This is a genomic window from Marivita sp. NO-S04, from assembly GCF_059070475.1.
Genome location: NZ_CM180980.1, coordinates 2,776,621 through 2,798,791 on the forward strand (window position 1 = coordinate 2,776,621; position 22,171 = coordinate 2,798,791).

Annotated in this window: 24 protein-coding genes and 1 tRNA gene; 7 read left to right on the plus strand and 18 right to left on the minus strand. The window is 58.7% G+C overall.

Annotated elements, in window-relative coordinates; translation table 11 throughout:
- Positions 1–53 precede the first annotated feature (53 nt).
- The 8 genes from rpoB to secE form a co-directional block, all read right to left on the minus strand.
- Complete coding sequence (gene rpoB, locus ACK3EW_RS14225; RefSeq protein ID WP_493806718.1) at positions 54–4,190, minus strand: DNA-directed RNA polymerase subunit beta; 4,137 nt, start codon at positions 4,188–4,190, stop codon at positions 54–56.
- Positions 4,191–4,472: 282 nt separating this feature from the next.
- On the minus strand, positions 4,473–4,856 hold the full coding sequence (rplL, locus tag ACK3EW_RS14230; protein WP_085628838.1) for a 50S ribosomal protein L7/L12: 384 nt from the start codon (positions 4,854–4,856) through the stop codon (positions 4,473–4,475).
- Positions 4,857–4,922: 66 nt separating this feature from the next.
- Positions 4,923–5,435, minus strand: coding sequence for a 50S ribosomal protein L10 (gene rplJ / locus ACK3EW_RS14235; RefSeq protein ID WP_493806719.1), 513 nt, complete (start codon positions 5,433–5,435; stop codon positions 4,923–4,925).
- A gap of 403 nt (positions 5,436–5,838) precedes the next feature.
- A complete protein-coding gene (locus ACK3EW_RS14240) occupies positions 5,839–6,282 on the minus strand; it encodes a hypothetical protein (protein ID WP_493806720.1) in 444 nt (147 codons plus the stop codon).
- A gap of 159 nt (positions 6,283–6,441) precedes the next feature.
- Complete coding sequence (rplA, locus tag ACK3EW_RS14245; protein ID WP_439120334.1) at positions 6,442–7,140, minus strand: 50S ribosomal protein L1; 699 nt, start codon at positions 7,138–7,140, stop codon at positions 6,442–6,444.
- Between the two features lies 1 nt (position 7,141).
- Entirely contained in the window at positions 7,142–7,591 is a 450-nt protein-coding gene (gene rplK / locus ACK3EW_RS14250) for a 50S ribosomal protein L11 (protein WP_085628834.1), read from the minus strand.
- Between the two features lie 131 nt (positions 7,592–7,722).
- Entirely contained in the window at positions 7,723–8,253 is a 531-nt protein-coding gene (gene nusG, locus ACK3EW_RS14255; protein ID WP_085628966.1) for a transcription termination/antitermination protein NusG, read from the minus strand.
- Between the two features lie 180 nt (positions 8,254–8,433).
- The gene (gene secE / locus ACK3EW_RS14260) at positions 8,434–8,631 is read right to left on the minus strand and encodes a preprotein translocase subunit SecE (RefSeq protein ID WP_085628833.1); all 198 of its coding nucleotides are present in this window, start codon (positions 8,629–8,631) and stop codon (positions 8,434–8,436) included.
- 293 nt (positions 8,632–8,924) lie between these two features.
- Between secE and ACK3EW_RS14265 the strand changes: the two genes are divergently transcribed.
- Positions 8,925–9,509 (plus strand): hypothetical protein, encoded by a 585-nt coding sequence (locus ACK3EW_RS14265; protein ID WP_493806721.1) that lies wholly within the window; start codon positions 8,925–8,927, stop codon positions 9,507–9,509.
- 117 nt (positions 9,510–9,626) lie between these two features.
- Here the strand turns inward: ACK3EW_RS14265 and ACK3EW_RS14270 are convergent.
- Positions 9,627–9,702 (minus strand) — tRNA-Trp (locus ACK3EW_RS14270).
- Between the two features lie 38 nt (positions 9,703–9,740).
- Entirely contained in the window at positions 9,741–10,175 is a 435-nt protein-coding gene (locus ACK3EW_RS14275; protein ID WP_493806722.1) for a hypothetical protein, read from the minus strand.
- A 267-nt stretch (positions 10,176–10,442) separates the two neighbouring features.
- On the opposite strand from ACK3EW_RS14275, the gene ACK3EW_RS14280 reads away from it, so the two are divergent.
- From ACK3EW_RS14280 to ACK3EW_RS14295, 4 genes are read left to right on the plus strand one after another with little or no spacing between them, the layout of a single operon-like run.
- Positions 10,443–10,649, plus strand: a complete 207-nt coding sequence (locus ACK3EW_RS14280) for a hypothetical protein (RefSeq protein WP_085627624.1) — start codon at positions 10,443–10,445, stop codon at positions 10,647–10,649.
- Between the two features lie 30 nt (positions 10,650–10,679).
- On the plus strand, positions 10,680–10,886 hold the full coding sequence (locus ACK3EW_RS14285; protein ID WP_493806723.1) for a hypothetical protein: 207 nt from the start codon (positions 10,680–10,682) through the stop codon (positions 10,884–10,886).
- A 30-nt stretch (positions 10,887–10,916) separates the two neighbouring features.
- Positions 10,917–11,123 (plus strand): hypothetical protein, encoded by a 207-nt coding sequence (locus ACK3EW_RS14290; RefSeq protein WP_493806724.1) that lies wholly within the window; start codon positions 10,917–10,919, stop codon positions 11,121–11,123.
- A 30-nt stretch (positions 11,124–11,153) separates the two neighbouring features.
- Positions 11,154–11,360 (plus strand): hypothetical protein, encoded by a 207-nt coding sequence (locus tag ACK3EW_RS14295; RefSeq protein ID WP_493806725.1) that lies wholly within the window; start codon positions 11,154–11,156, stop codon positions 11,358–11,360.
- 110 nt (positions 11,361–11,470) lie between these two features.
- Here the strand turns inward: ACK3EW_RS14295 and ACK3EW_RS14300 are convergent, their stop codons facing one another.
- The 3 genes from ACK3EW_RS14300 to ACK3EW_RS14310 form a co-directional block, all read right to left on the minus strand.
- Entirely contained in the window at positions 11,471–12,124 is a 654-nt protein-coding gene (locus tag ACK3EW_RS14300) for a CatB-related O-acetyltransferase (protein WP_493806726.1), read from the minus strand.
- A 160-nt stretch (positions 12,125–12,284) separates the two neighbouring features.
- Positions 12,285–13,460, minus strand: coding sequence for an elongation factor Tu (tuf, locus tag ACK3EW_RS14305; protein ID WP_493806714.1), 1,176 nt, complete (start codon positions 13,458–13,460; stop codon positions 12,285–12,287).
- Positions 13,461–13,600: 140 nt separating this feature from the next.
- On the minus strand, positions 13,601–14,218 hold the full coding sequence (locus ACK3EW_RS14310) for a hypothetical protein (RefSeq protein WP_493806727.1): 618 nt from the start codon (positions 14,216–14,218) through the stop codon (positions 13,601–13,603).
- Between the two features lie 105 nt (positions 14,219–14,323).
- Between ACK3EW_RS14310 and ACK3EW_RS14315 the strand changes: the two genes are divergently transcribed.
- Positions 14,324–15,706, plus strand: a complete 1,383-nt coding sequence (locus ACK3EW_RS14315) for a cytochrome P450 (protein ID WP_493806728.1) — start codon at positions 14,324–14,326, stop codon at positions 15,704–15,706.
- Here ACK3EW_RS14315 and ACK3EW_RS14320 read toward each other — a convergent pair.
- The 3 genes from ACK3EW_RS14320 to ACK3EW_RS14330 are packed head-to-tail and all read right to left on the minus strand — an operon-like array spanning position 15,703 to position 18,717.
- Positions 15,703–16,902 carry an NAD(P)/FAD-dependent oxidoreductase gene (locus ACK3EW_RS14320; RefSeq protein WP_493806729.1) on the minus strand — a complete coding sequence of 400 codons (1,200 nt, stop codon included), beginning with the start codon at positions 16,900–16,902 and terminating at the stop codon, positions 15,703–15,705. The genes ACK3EW_RS14315 and ACK3EW_RS14320 overlap by 4 nt on opposite strands.
- A gap of 3 nt (positions 16,903–16,905) precedes the next feature.
- A complete protein-coding gene (locus ACK3EW_RS14325) occupies positions 16,906–17,769 on the minus strand; it encodes a D-amino-acid transaminase (RefSeq protein ID WP_439121073.1) in 864 nt (287 codons plus the stop codon).
- A 57-nt stretch (positions 17,770–17,826) separates the two neighbouring features.
- Complete coding sequence (locus tag ACK3EW_RS14330) at positions 17,827–18,717, minus strand: homocysteine S-methyltransferase family protein (protein ID WP_493806730.1); 891 nt, start codon at positions 18,715–18,717, stop codon at positions 17,827–17,829.
- 190 nt (positions 18,718–18,907) lie between these two features.
- On the opposite strand from ACK3EW_RS14330, the gene ACK3EW_RS14335 reads away from it, so the two are divergent.
- Positions 18,908–19,915 carry a DUF5671 domain-containing protein gene (locus ACK3EW_RS14335; protein ID WP_493806731.1) on the plus strand — a complete coding sequence of 336 codons (1,008 nt, stop codon included), beginning with the start codon at positions 18,908–18,910 and terminating at the stop codon, positions 19,913–19,915.
- A 3-nt stretch (positions 19,916–19,918) separates the two neighbouring features.
- On the opposite strand, the gene dgcA is transcribed toward ACK3EW_RS14335, so the two are convergent.
- The gene (gene dgcA, locus ACK3EW_RS14340) at positions 19,919–20,881 is read right to left on the minus strand and encodes an N-acetyl-D-Glu racemase DgcA (protein ID WP_493806732.1); all 963 of its coding nucleotides are present in this window, start codon (positions 20,879–20,881) and stop codon (positions 19,919–19,921) included.
- A 73-nt stretch (positions 20,882–20,954) separates the two neighbouring features.
- A complete protein-coding gene (dgcN, locus tag ACK3EW_RS14345) occupies positions 20,955–21,956 on the minus strand; it encodes an N-acetyltransferase DgcN (RefSeq protein ID WP_493806733.1) in 1,002 nt (333 codons plus the stop codon).
- Between the last annotated feature and the right edge of the window lie 215 nt (positions 21,957–22,171).

Here is a 22,171-nt window from a genome sequence, read left to right on the forward strand (position 1 = left end):
AATTGGCCAGACTTTTCGAAAAGTCTGGCCGCGCCCAGGGCGAACGGTGTCGCTTATTCCTCATCCTCCGCATCCAGGAGTTCCATATTCAGGCCGAGGCCGCGCACTTCCTTGACGAGAACATTAAAGCTCTCGGGAATGCCCGCTTCGAAATTGTCCTCGCCCTTAACGATGCTTTCATAGACCTTGGTCCGGCCCGCGACGTCATCCGACTTTACGGTCAGCATTTCCTGCAGAGTATAGGCCGCGCCATAAGCTTCCAAAGCCCAGACTTCCATTTCCCCGAAACGCTGACCACCGAACTGTGCCTTACCACCGAGCGGCTGCTGGGTCACAAGGCTGTACGGTCCGGTTGAACGCGCGTGGATCTTGTCGTCGACCAAGTGGTGCAGTTTGAGCAGGTACTTCACACCCACGGTCACTGACCGCGAGAACTGCTCACCCGAGCGACCATCAAACAGGATAGACTGACCGGAAGTGTCGAAACCAGCGCGGATCAACGAGTCGTTGACGTCAGCTTCTTTCGCACCGTCAAAGACCGGTGTCGCAATCGGCACACCGTTGGTGGCATTGCCCGCGGCTGTGATCAGCTGTGCTTCGTCCATGTCCTTGATGCCTTCTTCGTAGACATCATCACCATAGGCGATCCGCATCGCTTCGCGCACCGGGGTCAGGTCGCCGGAGCGACGGTAGTCCTGCAACGCTTCGTCAATCTTGATACCGAGACCGCGTGCGGCCCAACCCATGTGGGTTTCAAGAATCTGACCGACGTTCATGCGCGACGGCACGCCCAGCGGGTTGAGACAGAAATCGACCGGAGTACCATCTGCGAGGAACGGCATGTCCTCCATCGGCACCACTTTCGAGATCACACCTTTGTTGCCATGACGACCGGCCATCTTGTCGCCCGGCTGCAGCTTGCGCTTCACCGCGACGAATACCTTGACCATCTTCATCACGCCCGGAGGCAGATCGTCACCACGACGGACCTTTTCAACCTTGTCTTCGAACCGCGCATCAAGAGCACGCTTTTGCGCCTCGTACTGCTCGTTCAGGGCTTCCATGATCTTGGCGTCGTCTTCGTCTTCCAGCGCCAGCTGCCACCACTGACCACGGGTCAGCGATTCAAGCAGCTCTTCGGTGATCTGGCTGTTGGACTTGACGCCTTTCGGACCTTTGACAGCCATCTTGCCAAGGATCAGGTCTTTCAGACGCGCGTAGATGTTACGGTCAAGGATCGCCAGCTCGTCGTCCCGGTCACGGGCCAGACGTTCGACTTCCTCCCGCTCGATCTGCAACGCACGTTCGTCTTTTTCGACGCCGTGACGGTTGAACACACGAACTTCCACAACGGTACCGAAATCGCCCGGTTTCACACGCAGCGATGTATCCCGCACGTCGGACGCTTTCTCACCAAAGATAGCGCGGAGGAGCTTCTCTTCCGGCGTCATCGGGCTTTCGCCCTTCGGTGTGATCTTGCCGACCAGAATATCGCCCGGCTCCACGTCGGCACCGATATAAACGATACCCGCCTCGTCGAGGTTGCGCAGCGCTTCTTCACCGACGTTCGGAATATCGCGTGTGATCTCTTCCGGCCCAAGCTTCGTGTCACGCGCGGCGACTTCGAATTCCTCGATGTGGATCGAAGTAAACACGTCGTCCCGTGCAATCCGCTCGGAGATGAGGATCGAGTCTTCGTAGTTATAGCCGTTCCACGGCATGAACGCGACGACCACGTTCTTGCCCAGAGCCAGTTCGCCCAGATCGGTGGACGGGCCATCGGCGATGACTTCGCCCTTGCCTACGGTGTCACCCACATTCACCAGCGGACGCTGGTTGATACAGGTGTTCTGGTTCGAGCGCTGGAACTTGCGCAGACGGTAAATGTCCACACCCGCATCCCCCAGCTCGAGGTCTTCGGTCGCCCGCACAACGATACGGGTCGCATCGACCTGGTCGATGATCCCGGCACGTTTCGCCATGATCGCCGCACCCGAGTCGCGTGCAACCACACCTTCGATCCCGGTACCGACCAGCGGTGCCTCGGAACGCAGGGTGGGAACCGCCTGACGCTGCATGTTCGAGCCCATGAGAGCACGGTTCGCGTCGTCATTTTCAAGGAACGGAATGAGCGAGGCCGCAACAGACACAAGCTGCTTCGGCGACACGTCGATCAGATCAACGGACTCGTTCGGCGCAAGCGTGTATTCACCCGACTGGCGGGTGTTGACGAACTCGTTCACGAACTTGCCGTTCTCGTCCAGCGTTGCGTTGGCCTGAGCCACGGTGTGACGCTGTTCCTCGGTCGCGGACATGTACTGAACTTCGTCTGTGACATGCCCATCCTTGACCCGGCGATACGGCGTTTCGATGAAGCCGTACTTGTTCACGCGGGCAAAGGTGGCCAGCGAGTTGATCAGACCGATGTTCGGACCTTCCGGCGTTTCAATCGGGCACATGCGACCGTAGTGGGTCGCATGCACGTCGCGCACCTCAAAGCCAGCACGTTCGCGGGTCAGACCGCCCGGTCCAAGCGCCGACAGACGACGCTTGTGCGTCACTTCAGACAGCGGGTTGGTCTGGTCCATGAACTGCGACAGCTGCGAAGAGCCGAAGAATTCACGCACCGCGGCAGCAGCAGGTTTTGCGTTGATCAGGTCCTGCGGCATCACCGTGTCGATCTCGACCGAGGACATACGTTCCTTGATCGCCCGCTCCATCCGGAGCAGACCGACGCGGTATTGGTTTTCCATCAGTTCGCCAACCGAACGGACCCGGCGGTTGCCGAGGTGGTCGATGTCGTCGATGTCGCCCTTACCATCGCGCAGCTCCACCAGCGCCTTGACGCAGGCGACGATGTCCTGACGGTCCAGCGTGCGCTGACTGTCCGGCTTGTCGAGCGCGAGACGCATGTTCATCTTAACGCGGCCAACAGCGGACAGATCATAGCGTTCGCTGTCGAAGAACAGCGTTTCGAACAGCGCAGACGCCGCTTCGACGGTCGGCGGTTCGCCCGGACGCATGACGCGGTAAATGTCCATGAGCGCAGTTTCGCGGTTCATGTTCTTGTCGGCCGCCATCGTGTTGCGCATGTACGGGCCGACGGTGATGTTGTCGATGTCGAGCACTGGGATCTCGGTGATACCCGCATCCACCAGCTCTTTCAGCGAACCGCCAGTCACGGCACCGTCCTTGTCGACGGTCCATGTCAGTTCGTCCCCGGCTTCGACATAGATCGCACCGGTGTCTTCGTTAATCATGTCCTTGGCCACGAACTTGCCAACGATCTGTTCGAACGGCAGCAAAAGATCAGTGATCTTGCCATCGTCAATGATCTTCTTGACGGCACGCGGCGTGATTTTCTTGCCAGCTTCGGCAAAGACTTCGCCGGTTGCGGCATCCACGAGATCATAGGTCGGACGGGTCCCGCGCACGCGCTCGGGGAAGAACTTGGTCTCCCAGCCTTCGCCTTTGCGCAGTGTGTAGGACACGGTGTTGTAATACGCGTCCATGATGTCTTCCTGGTCGAGGCCCAAGGAATACAACAGGGTCGTCACCGGAAGTTTACGGCGGCGGTCGATGCGCGCGAAAACAAGGTCTTTGGCGTCGAATTCAAAGTCCAGCCACGAGCCACGATAGGGAATGATGCGGCAGGCGAAGAGCAGCTTGCCCGAGCTGTGCGTCTTGCCTTTGTCGTGATCGAAAAACACGCCCGGCGAACGGTGCATCTGGGACACGATCACGCGTTCCGTTCCGTTCACGACGAATGTGCCGTTCGGCGTCATCAGGGGCATATCGCCCATGAAAACGTCTTGTTCTTTGATGTCCTTGACCGACTTGGCCCCAGTGTCTTCGTCCATATCGAACACGATAAGACGCAGCTTGACCTTCAGCGGCGCACTGTAGGTCATGTCACGCTGCTGACATTCCTCGACGTCGTATTTCGGCTTTTCCAGCTCGTAGCTGACGAATTCCAGCACGCTGGTTTCGTTGAAATCCTTGATCGGAAAAACCGATTGGAAGACACCCTTGATGCCTTCGCCGTCAAGCGGCTGAGGCTGGTCGCCGGATTTCAGGAAGAGGTCGTAAGAGGATTTCTGAACCTCGATGAGGTTCGGCATCTCCAGAACCTCGCGGATTTTTCCGTAGTATTTACGAAGACGTTTCTGGCCAAGGTAGCTTTGCGCCATGGTCGATATCACCTTTTCATTCTCAGCTGAGCATTCCACCGTCGGGCCCCGGCGGTCTGCCCAATAGAGACGACACGAACCCGATCAATTCCCGGCACACGTCCCACCGCGCGCCTCCCGATCTTTGGATCCTGTCCAAGAAAACCCCCTTGTCTTGCAGGGCCTTTCTAAGACGGGAGCGGCTGGGCATGGAAATCCATACCCAGCCTCTGATTTTGGATCGGTGCGTGAAGAGCGTGCACCCTACATCTTGCAGGGTGTGTGCTCTCACGCACCTGCCAATTACTTGAGCTCGACTTCCGCGCCAGCTGCTTCCAGCTTCGCTTTGATGTCTTCGGCTTCGTCCTTGGAAACCTGCTCTTTGACAGCTTTGCCGCCTGCTTCGACCAGATCCTTGGCTTCTTTGAGGCCCAGACCGGTGATGCCGCGAACTTCCTTGATCACGTTGATCTTGGATGCGCCTGCCGACTTCAGGATGACGTCGAATTCGGTCTGCTCTTCAGCAGCCGCGCCACCGGCGTCGCCACCAGCCGGACCCGCCATCATGACCGCGCCACCAGCGGCGGGCTCGATGCCGTACTCATCCTTGAGGATTGTTTTCAGTTCTTGTGCTTCAAGCAGCGTCAGACCAACGATCTCTTCTGCCAGTTTTTTCAGATCAGCCATTGTGACTTTCCTATCTAAATGTGTTCCAACGTCGAGGTTTCAACCCCGCGAAGATTTCCAGATGCCTTACGCCGCTTTCTCTTCGATGGTCGAGAGAATGGAGGCGATGTTCGATGCAGGTGCGCCAATCGCGCCAGCGATGTTGGACGCCGGTGCGCCAATGCAGCCGACGATGGAAGCAATAAGCTCCTCGCGCGACGGCATCTTGGACACGGCTTCAACACCGGCCCGGTCAAGTGCGGTCTCGCCCATGGCCCCACCAAGGATTTCGAACTTTTTGTTCTCCTTGGCGAAGTCCTCGACCACTTTGGCGGCTGCCACAGGGTCTTCGGAATAGGTGAGAACCGTCATGCCTGTCAGGAAGTTAGCAATGCTTGCGCACGGCTTTCCATCAAGGGCAATCTTGGCCAGACGGTTTTTGGCGACACGTACGGAAGTTCCAGCGGCGCGGGCGCGCCCCCGGAGATCCTGCATCTCGGCAACTGTGAGACCTTCGTAGTGGGCTACCACAACGACGCCAGAGCTTTCGAAGATCTGGCCGAGTTCGTCGACCACTTTCTCTTTTTGGGCTCTATCCACAGGTGTACTCCAGTTTGGAGGGCGGACCCCCCGGCTCAGTGGTACCGGATCGCTCCGGCGGTTTGGTCCGCTGTTTGCGGTCCCAAACCCGCCCAGCGCTCAACGGGTGAGCCTTGGCATGTCGGTCTGTTCCCGCCTCGGGCAGGATTTATTGCGGCACATGCCCCAACCCACCGTCTCGGACGTAATACAAAAGACCGCGGGACGAATCGCGCGGCCTGATGCAAATGTGGGCATAGTACGCGTTGAAGGATTTGCCAAGCCCTCGGGCCTGCAAATCTTCTGCGAATTTTCACTTTTTCACGGGAAGACGGTATCACAGCCTGAAGAGATCGCAAAAGCGATATTTTCCATCACGGTGAGCCTACCTGCGCAAACTACCGCAAACTGCGAAGGGAGGGCCTTAGCCGCCAAGGATGTCGCCGATATTCGATACGATCGCCACCAGAAGAACAGTTCCGCAGATCAGCATCGCCATCCAAAACGCGTATTGCATCACAAACGCAGAAATGCCCAAACCAATCGCCAATTTCGGAAGTGAGGTTGGTTCGTGTCGGAACAGGCTTATCCCGCCCAGCACGGCTGCAATTACCGCAAGAACCGGCGTCAGCACGGCCAAAAGCGCATCCAGATCCATGCTTGGATTCTCAACCGGCGCACTGGCGACACCAGTCGCGGCATTGCGGATGTCGCGTGCAATTTCTCCAATCAACGTTCCAACAGATTGCTCTGGCACAGGCGCCAACATCCCAGAAGTCAAAACCACCGCCGCACAAAGTGCTGCCACGCCGAACACAAACCCGATCAGCCCCCAATGGGCCGGCGTGACGTCAATGGAAGTGGACATGCGCTGAACTCCAAACTTTAAGATCAGCATGTTCATAGCTCAGGAATCGGTCAATTCTAAGTTGCACAAACGGTGATTGTTGGGCCTGCGACACGCCCCAATCCGGCAACAAAAAACGGCGCCCCGAAGGACGCCGTTTTCATGAATATGCAAACTGGCTTAGTGACCAGCAGCGTCATCCACAGAGATCGACACGCCCGGACCCATGGTCGAGGATAGCGCGATCTTTTTCATGTAGGTGCCCTTTGCGCCTGTCGGCTTGGCTTTGGCCACAGCGTCAACGAACGCCTTGACGTTCTCGACCAACTTGGCATCGTCAAACGAGATCTTGCCGATCCCGGCATGAACAACGCCAGCCTTCTCGGCCTTGAACTGAACCTGGCCGCCTTTCGCCGCTTCCACGGCTTCCTTGACGTCCATGGTCACAGTGCCAACCTTGGGGTTCGGCATCAGGTTGCGCGGGCCAAGCACCTTACCCAGACGGCCGACGATCGGCATCATGTCCGGGGTTGCGATGCAGCGGTCAAAGTCGATGGTGCCGCCCTGGACGGTTTCCATCAGATCTTCTGCGCCAACGATATCTGCGCCAGCGGCCTTGGCTTCGTCAGCCTTCGGACCACGTGCGAACACGGCAACGCGAACAGTCTTGCCAGTGCCGTTCGGCAGTCCGACAACGCCACGAACCATCTGGTCCGCGTGACGCGGATCAACACCGAGGTTCATCGCGATTTCCAGCGTTTCGTCGAACTTTGCGTTTGCGTTTGCCTTGATCAGAGCAACCGCTTCAGCAACGGTCACATCGTCTTTGCCAACAAAGGCTTCGCGGGCGGCGCGGGTGCGTTTTCCAAGCTTAGCCATCTTACTTCACCTCGATGCCCATGGACTTCGCAGAGCCCAGGATAATCTGCATTGCACCTTCAACGTCGTTTGCGTTGAGGTCTTTCATCTTGGCTTCCGCGATCTCGCGCACTTGAGCGACAGTCACGGTTGCGATGGTCTCGCGGCCGGGATTTTCGGCACCACGCGGACGGTTCCGCTTGCCAACCGGCTTCAGACCGGCGGCCTTCTTCAGATAATAAGACGCGGGCGGCGTCTTGATGTTCATGGTGAAGGATTTATCCTGGTAATAGATAATCTCTGTCGGGCAGGGTGCGCCCTCTTCCATGTCCTGCGTCTTGGCGTTGAACGCCTTGCAGAATTCCATGATATTGATGCCGCGCTGACCCAGCGCAGGGCCCACGGGCGGGCTTGGGTTGGCTTTGCCTGCAGGGATCTGCAGCTTCATCTTGCCAGCAAGTTTCTTGGCCATCTGGCCTCTCCTTTTCCAACGACCCGGGAACGCGTTCCAAGGTCACTCATGTTGTGTGGTCCGGTCCACGATACGCGTGCCGCTCGCCTCCCACGCTCTTTCGGCAGGTTTCCCTGCCCGCACTCAGATCACTATTGCTTCGTGACCTGCGTGTATTCCAGTTCGACCGGCGTTTCCCGGCCAAAAATCACAACCGACACCTTCAGGCGCTGGTTGTCGTCGTCCACCTCTTCGATCATGCCATCGAAATCCTCGAACGGACCGTCGTTGACCTTGACCTTCTCACCAATCTCGAAATGGATCAGCGTACGCGGCGTTTCTTCACCTTCGGCGACACGGCCCAAGATGGCCTGCACTTCTGCGTCGCGCATCGGCATCGGGCGGCCCTGCGGACCAAGGAATCCGGTGACGCGGTTGATCGAGTTGATCAGGTGATAGCCCTGATCCGACATCTCCATCCGCACCAGCACATAACCCGGCATGAAGCGACGCTCTGCCGTGACCTTCTTGCCGCGACGGATTTCAATCACTTCCTCAGTCGGCACCATCACTTCTTCGATCTGGTCCTGAAGCCCCTGCTCCTCGACCGCTTGCAGGATCTGTTCCGCGATTTTCTTTTCGAAATTCGACAGAACACTGACCGAGTACCACCGCTTCGCCATCTGGTCGCAAACCTTCTTGTCCATGCGGCTAAGACGCCGTCTGTTGTTTTGTGGCCGACGCGCACGCGCATCCGCTCCGGAACAAAAAATCGGCGTGCAACTCGAATCGATGCACGCCTCATTCCGTCTTGTCGGGTCAGTTACCGCCTTAGCCCGCCCTTTTCAAGAGCAGACCCGATCTTACCCGAAGAGGTTCAGAAGGCCCTGAAGCCCGCTGCGGATCAAAATATCCACCAACGCAAAGAACACAGCCGTCAATGCGGCCATGATAAAGACCATCACGGTGGTCAAAAGGACCTCGCGCCGCGTCGGCCAGACGATCTTCGACACCTCAGCACGAACCTGCTGAATGAACTGAAGTGGGTTGGTCGTAGCCATGATAATGGTCTCGCTCTGCGTTTGCTCACTCCGCACTTAGCGAAGACGCAACCCGAATTCAAGCAAGCCGCGACCGATAAGACGCATCATGTGTCCCGCCATTTAAGAGGAACGCGCGTAAAGCCGTCAGCGTAGAAAAGTTCCAACCGGCACCGTCACAAAGATGTGTCCGTTTTTCCAACGACTTGCAGGAACGTTTCCCGCCTTGATCCGGTTTGTCCACCAGAGCCGACGGGCACTGCACCGCCGGCACTAAGACCAAAGACGACGTATAGTAACGAAAGGACATCACAATGACACGCATGATGATTGCAACCGCACTCGCAACGACACTCGGCACCGCAGCGTTTGCCGCGACCGAAGCCCAGATCCAACAGGTGCAGACCTTTAACACAGGCATCGACACCTCGACGTTCACGGATACTGATTACGATATTGCCTATGGCATCGTGACGTCTGGCATGTCCAACGGCGAGAAGACCGCCAAATTGCGTGCACTTGGCACGGACGACAATGTCGATATGGGCATCGCGATGATCAGCGAAGCTGAGATGGCGCGTCTGCTCGATTACGCACCCAACACTGACTTTGGAGCGATTACCCAGTCGCAAGCCGAAGCAGCACTGGCCGTGACCTATGGTGGCGAGTCTCGCGCCACAATCACCAGCCGCGTTGAATCCATCCTCGGCGGCGCGGAAATGGATGCTGATACGCTGACAATCGTCAGCGAAGGTCAAGCCGCCATGTTGCGCAGCTACGTCCCAGAAGCGGACATCACCGTATTGACGCAAGAGGAATTGGCCCTCGCGATGAGCTATGTGCACAGCGGCATGTCGCGCAATGAGAAGGCCGCACAGATCGAAGCGCTGATCAACTGATCCTGCTGGATCACGATCATAGGGCCGTCCCATCGGGGCGGCCTTTTTTGTTGCTCGGGCCTTTGAATGCCTTGCGTTCCCGCGAGACAGCGATCCGGAATATTCGTTTTTTGGAAGTGGCAGGGGCAGCAGGGTTCGAACCCGCGACCTACGGTTTTGGAGACCGTCGCTCTACCAGCTGAGCTATACCCCTAAGGCCGAGATGACGGGTATTCCAAGGCCACACTGAAATCAAGGCCCAGAACGCCAAAGCACGGACAAAAAGTTCTCGAGCTCAAGAGCCCCCCATCTGCTTTCGTAAAAATGAGTGTTTGTCAGTGTAAATCCGTTTGAGCGGGTTTTCAGACCACGTTTGAAATGCGGTGCGCAAGCGGTTTCAAAACCGCTTGAACCAAGCTGCGTCGAAGCTGCTTGCCTCGCAGCGCGCGCCACCGTTCCCGCTTTTGAACTGCACAGTGAACCTTCCGCACTCCAATAATCAGCAAAATACGCCCTTAACGACTCATCCAGCCACAGGAAACCCGCACTGCCCTCTGACACATGGATCACGGCCGTGGTCTCGGCTGCTCGCACTCCGGTGTTCCCATTGAAACATATCGGCTTTTCCGGACCGTCACGTTTTCTTGATACGTCATAGGACATCACCGAACCCGTGATCTCCGTCACGCAGCAGTGTCAAATCCTGCCATCCGAACACTGCCAAAACCCCAACAAATCCTGATCCGCACCAAGCCTGTGCAGCCGCGCGCAGGGGGTGATCGCCCGCCCCTCGCGTCAAGGCCACTTTTGCGAGAGCCGCTGTGCACGAGCTGTGAATTCAAAGCCCGCCGCACCAACCCTAACTTGATTGGTGTCGGACAGACAAACCGACGACAGACACAACCGAAACCGCGCCACACGGCGCATCGCAACACAAACCAAAGGACCAAACATATGAAAACTCTGATCGCAGCAACCGCCCTCGCCCTCACCGCATTCTCGGCATCCGCCATGGTCGACACATCGGGCATCTCGCAATTCGCACCCAACGTCGATGTCTCCACACTGACTGAAGCCGAGGTCAACACCATCCTGTCCGTCATCCATTCCGGTGACAGCAACGGCGAAAAGCGCGCCGTCATTCAGGCCCTCGTCAAGTAAACCAACCCTCACACGAAAGGACTTAAGAAAATGAAAACTCTCATCGCAGCAACTGCTCTCGCCCTCACCGCATTCTCGGCATCCGCAATGGTCGACACCTCGGGCATCTCGCAATTCGCACCCAACGTCGATGTCTCCACGCTGACCGAAGCCGAGGTCAACACCATCCTGTCCGTCATCCATTCCGGTGACAGCAACAGCGAAAAGCGCGCCGTCATTCAGGCCCTCGTCCAGTAAACCAACCCTCACACAAAAGGACTTAAGAAAATGAAAACTCTGATCGCAGCAACCGCCCTCGCCCTCACCGCATTCTCGGCATCCGCCATGGTCGACACATCGGGCATCTCGCAATTCGCACCCAACGTCGATGTCTCCACGCTGACCGAAGCCGAGGTCAACACCATCCTGTCCATCATCCATTCCGGTGACAGCAACGGCGAAAAGCGCGCCATCATTCAGGCCCTCGTCAAGTAAACCAACCCTCACACAAAAGGACTTAAGAAAATGAAAACTCTGATCGCAGCAACCGCTCTCACCCTCACCGCATTCTCGGCATCCGCAATGGTCGACACCTCGGGCATCTCGCAATTCGCACCCAACGTCGATGTTTCCACGCTGACCGAAGCCGAGGTCAACACCATCCTGTCCGTCATTCACTCCGGCGACAGCAACAGCGAAAAGCGCGCCATCATCCAAGCTCTGGTCAAGTGATCCAGACACGGCCCATGACGGTCGCACATCACTCTCCGCGACGCAGCCTCTGACACACGCTCCGTCGCGGACGATGAAAAGGCCGCCCCAAACGGGCGGCCTTCAATCGTTTAGGGAGCCCTGCGCTCCAACGCGCCAATGTCGCCTCCGCAGATGTCGGCCTCGGCTGCAAGGATGTCGTCGATTGGCCAATCCCACCACGCAAGCTGCTCCAAGCGCGCCACCGTATGCGCATCGTACCGCGCGCGAAGAATGCGGGCTGGATTGCCCGCGACCACCGAATACGATGGCACCTGACCCGACACGACCGCGCCAGCTCCGATGATCACTCCATTCCCGATCCGCGCGCCCGGCAGGATCGTCGCACCGCTGCCGATCCAGACATCATGCCCAATAGTGGTGTCCCGCCCCGGCGCAGGCATACTGGGTCGCCCTGCCGGGTCCCCCCCACCAAAGATCATGAAGGGAAAGGTCGATATCCCGTCATGCCGGTGATTGGCCGAAGAGGTGATGATCTGCACACCGCTGGCGATCTGGCAGAATTTTCCGATTATGAGCCGCTCGGGCGAAAATGGGTAGAGATATGGCGCAAGACAAGCTGCCCAATCCTCGGGGGGATGATGCGCGCTGGCATAGCTGTAATCACCCACCTCTATACGCGGATGGGATAGGGCCGGCTTCAGGAACACGGTGCCCGTGTGCGGCGTACCATCGGGCAGCACAACGGGATGCAGGGCGTTGGGGTCAGCGAAAACTTCCGGCATGACATACCTCTGAATCTGGTTTCAAAAAAATTCTGGATCAGATCAGGGAAATGGTCACGTCGCCCTCCATCGGTTGCACTGAAATCATACCCGAAAAGGTCGCAAAACAAAAGGGCCACCCGATTGGGTGGCCCTCTGTCATTCAAAGGATCGTTGAGGTTTACTCGACGATTTTGGACACGACGCCGGAGCCGACGGTGCGGCCGCCTTCGCGGATGGCGAAGCGGAGGCCGTCTTCCATGGCGATCGGCGCGATCAGTTCAACGTCGAACTTCAGGTTGTCGCCCGGCATCACCATTTCGGTGCCTTCCGGCAGCGTCACGGTGCCCGTCACGTCTGTGGTCCGGAAGTAGAACTGCGGACGGTAGTTCGCAAAGAACGGTGTGTGACGACCGCCTTCTTCCTTGGTCAGAATGTAGACCTCGGCTTCGAACTTCGTGTGCGGGTTCACCGACTTCGGCTTGCACAAAACCTGGCCACGCTCAACGCCCTCACGGTCGATGCCGCGCAGCAGAACGCCCACGTTGTCCCCTGCTTCACCACGATCCAGCAGCTTGCGGAACATTTCAACGCCGGTACAGGTCGTCGATTTGGTGTCCTTGATGCCAACGATTTCGATGGTGTCGCCAACGTTGATCACGCCACGCTCGATACGACCGGTCACAACCGTACCACGACCCGAGATCGAGAACACGTCTTCGATCGGCATCAGGAACGGCTGGTCGATCGCACGGGCCGGCTGCGGGATGTAGTCGTCAACAGCCTGCATCAGTTCGCGGATCTTGTTCTCGCCGATTTCCGGCTGCGTGCCGTTCATGGCGTGCAGAGCGGAGCCCGCGATGATCGGAATGTCGTCGCCCGGGAAGTCGTAGGTCGACAGCAATTCGCGGATTTCCATCTCGACGAGTTCCAGAAGTTCCGGATCGTCAACCTGGTCAACCTTGTTCATGAACACGACCATGGCGGGGATACCCACCTGGCGGCCCAGCAGGATGTGCTCGCGGGTCTGCGGCATCGGGCCGTCAGCGGCGTTCACAACCAGGATCGCGCCGTCCATCTGGGCAGCACCGGTGATCATGTTTTTCACGTAGTCCGCGTGGCCGGGGCAGTCGACATGTGCGTAGTGACGCGCGTCGGTTTCGTATTCCACGTGCGCGGTCGAGATCGTGATACCACGTGCCTTCTCTTCCGGCGCGCCGTCGATCTGGTCATACGCTTTGAAGTCACCAAAGTACTTCGTGATCGCCGCCGTCAGCGTCGTCTTGCCGTGGTCAACGTGACCAATCGTGCCAATGTTGCAGTGCGGCTTACCGCGCTCAAACTTTTCCTTGCCCATCTCTACAGACGCCTCGTGAATTGGGGGGTCCACCCGACCCGGTTTTCATCGCGGGCGATCTATGCGTAGAAAACCGGAAAATCAAGCCCAAACGCACCAAGTGGTCCGGTAGCAATACCGCAAGATCGGGACGACTTTGTTCAGCGGGTGACTGAGAGCGGTGCGCCTGCAGATTCCTGATCCGTCGCGGCGGCTGGAAGCGCCCCTCCGGACACTGTCGGAGCGGCAGGCAAGGTGGCGTCGGCGCTGCCCATGAACCATCCATCACTCTCTTGCATTTCACGCATCCAGACCTCAACGAGGCGAGCCGCTTCTTCAGCCAAGCCTGTCAATTGCTGATCCCGGTTCTTGGAAATACGCGACTCGAACACCTTGATCACTTGGATCTGTTTCGGCTCGGCGTTCATCTTGGCCTGTGCGGCATCGTCCCACACTGTCACGTTCAAGGCGACAGCGGACTTGCCGGGAATGATGGGCGGCGGCAGGGAATAGGCTTCGACGCTGACGCCAAGATGGTAGTATTTATCGCCTTCAAAACGGCTGAACCGGTCGCCCAGCGCGGTGGTCACCGCTGCGATCCATTCCTCTTCGGTTGCGTCGCGCGACACCAAAAGCTTTTGCAGATTGGGTGCGACGACACCGATATGGCCGATGCGAAAATCGGCCATCGGTTCTGTGGGTTCTTCAAGATCTCGGGTGGAACTGCCGCAGGCGGCGAGTGCCACAAGCAATGGCAAGACAACAAAAAAGCGGCGCATCACGTCCCCCCGGAATATCATCCGGTTCTGTCTAACCCAGCGTTGCAGGCGGCGCAACGCAGCGCCACTGGCAGCCCGCGTTTAGCGGCCTAACTTCTTGGTGAGATGCAAACCATGTCAAAGCTCCAGAACACCGTTCCCACCGAACGCCTGCCAGTGCGCGCGGACCTTGTGCGCGAACCGCTCAATCTACTGCAAAGTTGGCAGGCCTCTCGCCAGAATTTGCTCAACATCATCCCCGAGGTGTCGACCCGAATGCCGATCGTGTCGGGCCAGACCGGAACGCCGTGGCATATGTTGACCGATCCATTGGCAATCCGGCGTGTGCTTTTGGAAAATGTCGACAACTATCCGAAATCCAATGTTACCAAGAACCTGTTGCGCCCCGCGATTGGCGAGTCGCTGTTTATCGCTGAGGGCAAGCACTGGCGCTGGCAGCGCCGTACGGCCGCACCAGCATTTTCCCACCGCAACGTCGCCGCCTTGGCCCCGGTTATGACACGCGCTGCAGAACGGTCGGCAGAGCGCATCGCGAAGGTCGGCAACCGCGCGGTGAACATGCTGGACGAAATGGTCACCGCGACCTTTGACGTGATTTCCGACGTAACCTTTTCGGGCGAAAGCGGGTTTGACCGCGCCGCCGTGCACCGGGCGATCGATATCTACATTTCGGACGCGGGCAAGGTGTCGCTCTTTGATGTGCTTGGCCTGCCCGATTGGATTCCGCGCCCCGGTCGCAACCTAGCAGCCAATGGCATGGGCGACATGAAAGACGCCGCCGACCGGGTGATCAACGCGCGTCAGGCAGAGCGGTCACAGGGCGTGCCAGACCTGCTTGATCTGCTGCTTGATGGCGAAGATCCAAAATCCGGCCGTCGCATGACAACGGAAGAAATTCGCGACAACCTGCTGACCTTCATCGTGGCCGGGCACGAGACCACCGCTTTGACACTGGCATGGTCTCTGTACCTTTGTGCCTTTGACCCTTTGGTACAGGCTCAGGCCCGCGATGAGGCGCAATCCGTTCTGCAAGGTCGCGCAGCCACCGCCGATGACGTGCCCAACCTGCCCTATATCCGGCAGATCATCGACGAGGCGCTGCGCCTTTATCCGCCAGCCGCCATCGTGTCACGCACCGCGCTTGCCCAAGACACGCTTTGCGACACGCCGATCAACCCCGGCGACACCGTGATCATCCCGATCTACGCACTGCACCGTTCACACCTGCTTTGGGACGAACCCGACCGTTTTGCCCCCGACCGTTGGGCCAATGGCACAAAGCCCGACCGATACGCCTATTTGCCCTTTGGGGATGGTCCCCGCATCTGCATCGGTGCCAGCTTTGCGGTGCAGGAGGCGGTGATCATCCTTGCGACATTGCTAGGGCGATTCCGTTTCAAATCGGTTAAGGGCGTCGATCCTGATCCGGTGATGATCATCACCTTGCGCCCCGAAGGCGGCGTCTGGCTCGAGGCGGAACCGGTTTAGATTACAGCTTTTTCGACCTGCGGCACACCACTCAGCAAACGGTCGAAATGGAACTCGCTCAGGTCAAGTGTCTGGTAGCTGCCAAAGCACAGCCATTCCGCCAGCCCCCGCCCCATCGCTGGTGCCTGCTGCAATCCATGACCGGAAAAGCCATTGATGAACAGAAAGTTAGAAACTTCGGGATGCGCCCCCAACACTGCGTTGTGGTCAAAGGTGTTCATCTCATAATGACCAACCCAGCTATGGGTCAGCTTAATCGTCTCGAACTGCGGAATACGCGCGGCCAAAAGTGGCCAGACCTCGGCCTCCCATAACCCGTGATCCATTGCGAAATCATCAAAGCCCACCGCAGGATCATCGCCGAAATGTCCCCCCGCCTGATACGTCCCGCCGCCGTTTTCACGCACGTGCAGGCCTGAGGGATCAATCGTCAGAGGCAAATCCCGATCCAGCGGCTGTTCGGCCTTGAACACCCACGAATAGCGCTTGCGCGGCTCGACCGGCAGGTCGATCCCCGCCAGCCCCGCCACATGCCCGGCACGCGGACCGGCGGCGTTGATCACCTGCCCGCAGGCAACCTGCGCCCCATCACCCAATGTGACCGACTGCACGTGCGCGCCTGAGACATCCATCCCGACCACCTCAGCCTCAAGGTATTCGACACCGCGTTCCTGTGCCTGTCTGCGCAGCCACTCAAAGACGGCCATGCTGTCAAAATACCCCTCGCCCCGCGTGTTGATCGACCCCAGAACGATGTCGTCCAACGCGTAGAACGGATACAGCCGCGCGATCTGGTCACGTGACAGCAAACGTGTTGCCGCCCCGGCCCCCTGCTGCACCACAGCCCGCCCGCGCAGATCATCGGCAAACGCATTCGTGTCCGCCAGATAGAGATAGCCGAAATTGCGGATACCCAATTGCGGCACACGCGGATCGCCCCCCATGAAGCCGCGCAGGTCAGTGATGAAGTCTGCCCCGAACTGGCTGATCCGCACATTCAGCTCGGTCGAGAACTGCTGCCGGATACACGATGTCGAGGTCGCCGTCGCAGTCTTCGCGAAACTCATATCCCGGTCCACGACCAGAATGCGACCATCAAAGCCCAGATCTGTCAGGAACCACGCAGCCGCCGACCCCATGATCGCCCCACCGACGATCACCACATCATAGCTGTCTCGCGCGGGCTGCGTGCCCATGTATCAGATCGCGGCCTTGCGGCTCTCATCAAGGTAGATTTCGCGCAGACGCGCCGTCCGTGCGCCCGGCGTGCCATCGCCAAGCGAAACACCGTCGATCTCGATCACTGGCATAACAAAGGCCGAGGCCGAGGTGATGAAGGCTTCATCCGCCTCTTTCGCCTCGTCGATGGTGAAATTGCGTTCTTCCACCTGCATCTGCGCTTCTTTGGCGAACCGCAGCACGGCAGCGCGAGTGATCCCATGCAAAATGTCATTCGACAAGGCACGGGTGACGATCGTGTTGCCCTTGATGATATAGGCATTGTTGCTCGTGCCCTCGGTCACCGCACCATCCTGCACCATCCACGCATCATCGGCGCCAGCCTTTTTGGCCATCATCTTGCCCATCGACGGGTAGAGCAATTGCACCGTCTTGATGTCCCGACGCCCCCAGCGCACGTCTTCGATGGAAATGATCTTCATCCCCGTCTTGGCCGCCGGGCTATCCGCCAGACCGGGCTTATTCTGGGTGAACAGCACCACGGTCGGCTCTGTCGTTTCCGGATCAGGGAACACGAAATCCCGGTCCCCCGGGGCGCCGCGCGTGATCTGCAAATAGACCAACCCATCCTCGATCCCGTTCACCCGCACCAATTCGCGGTGGATCTCCAGCAGATCGTCGAACACCGCCGGTTTCTTGATGTCGAGCTCGTTCAACGACCGCTCCAACCGCTTTGCATGGCCTGCGAAATCAATCAGCTTTCCACCCAGAACGGATGTCACCTCATAAACCCCGTCCGCCATCAGGAACGCCCGATCAAAAATCGAAACTTTCGCTTCATACTCGGGCAGATAGTCTCCGTTCACAAATACGGTGCGGGTCATGGGCGATCTCCTTTTGCTAAGTGTGGGATGGCGCGAGAGACGCGGGTCGTCAAGCTGTCATCCATGCACCCCGCGCCCAATCGCGCGCAGATGGCGCATATCTGTGCCGCAACACCCGCCAAAAACGCGCATCTGAGGGTATTTTTTGGCCAAGTCACCCATCTGTCGACCCAACTCATCCGGGTTGCCATCATCCAGTTCCTCTGCCTCGTCCAATTCAGCATGACTAAGCCGCGAGGCATTGACGACCAACCCATTCAGCCGCGCCCCAGCCTCCTCAAGCACGAGATGGTCAGGATGCGCGCAGTTCACCAGATAGCCGCTCACACCGTCAGAGGTTGCAGCGTCGATGCGCGAGATGGCATCGCTCAGGATTGTACCATCCGGCAATCGCCCATCCGTCTCGACCGTCAACGCTATGGAAATTGGGACACCCAAGACCGCAGCCGCACGCACCATGCCAATCGCTTCGTCCACCGTTCCGATGGTAAAGGCCGAAATCATGTCACAGCCAGCCTCCGCCAAGACCGCGATCTGGGGGGCGTGATACGCCTGCGCGGCGTCGGAGGTCATTGCCCCTGCCTCATAGCCATCACCACGCGGGCCGATTTGCGCCGAAATACACACCGGAATCTCGGCCTCAAGTTCTTTGAGAAATCCGATTGCCTCCCGATTGATCCGCTTCAAGTCCCCCGCATCATATCCCAAAGCCGCCGCTCGATCCGCATTGGCCATCCAGGTCACACTCTCAAGACAGGCACCACAGCCCGTTTCCTGCGCAACGGCGATTTGGTCGCGGTAGAGCTTTCGCAGGAGCGCACGCCCCTGTTCGGTTTCCAGCAACGGAAAAGACGCAAAACCGGGCAAATCCATGCCGAGATTAAAGATCATATGAGTTTCCATACCTGTCCAACTCAGCCACCGGATGTCGTTATCTTGATCAATCACAGCTTTGACCCCTTGGATGGTATCAGTCGCGACAAGCATATCAGTGCAGCCTGAAAAAGCAGCCGAAAACGCTGGGGCTGGTGTGTGACCAAAATCGTCTTTGCCTCCGCAACGTGTGGCAAAACAAAATCATTGACCGCGCAGCACTGCCGCCGTCCCATAGACGTTGCAGCACATTCAAAGGCCGAGAATGCAAATACCATCAGAGCTTTCCCACTATATCCGCGACGCCTTGCAATCGGGTCAGTCGCAAGAAGACATCGCCAAAAGCCTGCGCGCCGCCAACTGGACAGACACCGAGATAGGCGCTGCCCTTGCAGGCTGGATCCACCAAGACGGAGCCGGTGCCGTGCCACGCCCGATGCGATCTACCGCAGCGCGTGACGCGTTGTTCTACAGCCTGCTCTTTGTGGTGTTCGGTATGGTGGTCGGCAGCACGCTCACCCTCCTTTTTGCACAGATCAACATCTGGCTGCCCGAACCGGACGAAACTGCGGCCTACGGGCGGCTGTCCGGTCTGCGGTGGTCAATGGCGGCACTCATCGTCTTTGTGCCGGTGTTCTGGGCGCTTGATCGCAAAGACCGACAGGCCTCCACCGCTGATCCCGCACGCAAGCACGGCACAGTGCGCCGCTGGCTGTCTGCGCTGGCAATGCTTGTGGCAACGATCACGCTCTTGGGTGACGCGCTCTACCTGATCTACAGCTGGCTCGACGGCCAGATCACCCTGCGCTTTCTGATCAAATCCGCGACCGTGGCGCTGATTGCGGCGGTGGTGCTCGCCTATTTCGGCGAAACCCGCAAAATCCCGAACATGGCGATCCCGGTCCCGGCGGGCTGGATTCTGATCGGCTTGGCGATCTTGTCGCTCGTACTGACGTTTTGGCAGGTCGGCGGCCCAGCGCAGGGCCAGATCGAACAGCGCGACCAGTGGCGGATATCTGACCTTCGCACGCTCGCCAACGACGTGGCCCAATGCACAGCCATCGACCGCGCCGCATTGCCAGCCACATTCGACCCGATGACCTGCGCCAGAAATCCTGCGCGGCTCACCGGCTTTGCCAGCGACATCACCTATGACAGAACATCGGCCTCCGCGTTTTCGCTGTGTGTCCAGGTCGAATACCCTGCCGCAGTGGATGGCTACGATGTGCGACTGGATGGCAATACCGCCTGCATTGACAGGCGCACCGACTAGGCCTCACCCCCAAAGCGACGGGTCGGACGGATGCACCCCTGCCTCGTCGAAACGCAGCCCATGCGCACGATCCTCGGCCAGCAAAAGCGGCCCGTCCAGATCGGTGATCGCAGCCCCCTGCGCCACCAGAACCGCCGGCGCCATTGCCAGCGACGATCCGACCATGCAGCCCACCATCACATCGTACCCCTCGGCTCTTGCCGCATCGCGCAGCGCCAGCGCCTCGGTCAGCCCGCCGGTTTTGTCGAGTTTGATATTTGCCATGTCATACTTGCCCTTGAGCTTGGGCAACGACGCCCGGTCGTGGCAGCTCTCATCGGCACAAAGCGGAACAGGGCGGTCCACCCCTAACAGCGCATCATCCTCACCCGCAGGCAAAGGCTGCTCGACCAGCGCCACGCCCAGCCGCAAAAGATGCGGCGCGAGATCCGCGTAGACCTCTGCCGACCAGCCTTCATTGGCATCGACGATGATCCGCGCCTCGGGCGCACCAGCGCGTACCGCCTCGAGACGCGGCATGTCATCCGGCGTGCCCAGCTTAATCTTGAGCAAGGGCCGATGCGCGTTCTTCGCCGCCTGCGCCTGCATCACCTCGGGCGTATCCAGCGACAGCGTATACGCGGTCACTTCCGGCCGCGGGGCGGTCAATCCGGCAAGCTCCCACACCCGGCACCCGGCCTGTTTCGCCTCCAGATCCCAAAGCGCGCAATCCATGGCATTCCGCGCGGCACCAGCAGGCAAGGCCTCCTGCAACGCTGCGCGGTCAATCCCGTCAGGCAACGATCTGATCTGTGCCTCCACACTCTCTAGGGTCTCGGCATAACGCGCATAGGGCACACATTCGCCCCAGCCGGTTACACCGTCCCGCGTCACCCGCACCGTCAAAACTTTCGCCTCGGTCCGGCTGCCGCGCGAGATCGTAAAGACCTGCGCCAACCGAAACACATCGCGCGTCACCTCGATCATGGGCCCGCCCCCTGCTTCTTCTTTTTTCAAATATGCAACCGCGACGCCAACACAGGCGCCGCGCCAAAGATCATTACAAGGCGGCCAATGCCTCGGCCAACCGATCTGCCCCATGCCGGTAGGGATCGACTGCAGGAAGACCCATCCGATCCTCCAAAGCCTCAAGATACGCCACAGCTTCTGCCTCCCCCATGTGCTGGGTGTTGATCGAAATCCCGGCCACGACGCATGCAGGATTGGCAATCCGCGCCAACGGCAACGCCATATCGCGCAACGCTTCCAATGAAGGCAGATCATAACCCGGAAGTCCGCGCATATGGGTGCGCGTCGGCTCGTGGCACAGGATCAACGCATCCGGCTGACCTCCATGGATCAGCGCCAAAGTGACCCCCGAGAACGACACGTGGAACAAGCTGCCCTGCCCTTCGATCACATCCCAGTGGTCGGAGTCGTTGTCAGGCGTCAGCCATTCGATGGACCCGGCCATGAAATCCGCCACAACCGCATCCAAAGGCACGCCGTCGCCGGTGATCAGGATGCCCGTCTGGCCAGTGGCACGGAAGGTGCTTTTCATCCCCATCGCGCGCATGGATTTATCCAGCGCCAGCCCGGTATACATCTTGCCCACCGAACAATCAGTGCCGACACCCAGCACCCGCTTGCCCGACCGCTTTACCCCGTCCGCGATGGGATACTCGACCTCGGGCACCCGCACATCGTGCAGCGCGCGCCCCGTCGCCTCGGCCACCGCCACAAGATCGGGTTCATCCCGCAGCAAGTTATGCAGCCCGGACGCCAGATCGAACCCTTCCTCCAGCGCCATGACAAGCACCTTCTTCCAAGCCTGGCTGATCTTGCCCCCCCGGTTTGCCACACCCACCACAAGCGTTTTGGCCCCGGCATCCTTGGCCTCGCCAAGGGTCATATCGGTCAGGCCAAGATCCGCCTTGCACCCTTCCATCCGGAACTGCCCCACGCAATTTTCGGGACGCCAATCCTTGATCCCTTGCGCCACCTTGGCGGCCAGCCCATCCGGTGCGTCGCCCAAAAACAAAAGATACGGTGTTTTGATCATTGAAGTCCCCTGTAAAGCAGCGTGTTTGGTAGAAGAATGGCAGGCCATGACATGAATTGCATTGCCTCCACCTTTGCATTCCCCGTCAAATGCACAAAATTTCTTCGATTTTGGTCCAAATTCCGGGAGAATCTTGCGCCCAGAAAACTCGCTGCAGAGCAGCGACGATTCCGCAGGTGCAAAATGCACTTGCAGAAACTTGCGCAATTTCATAA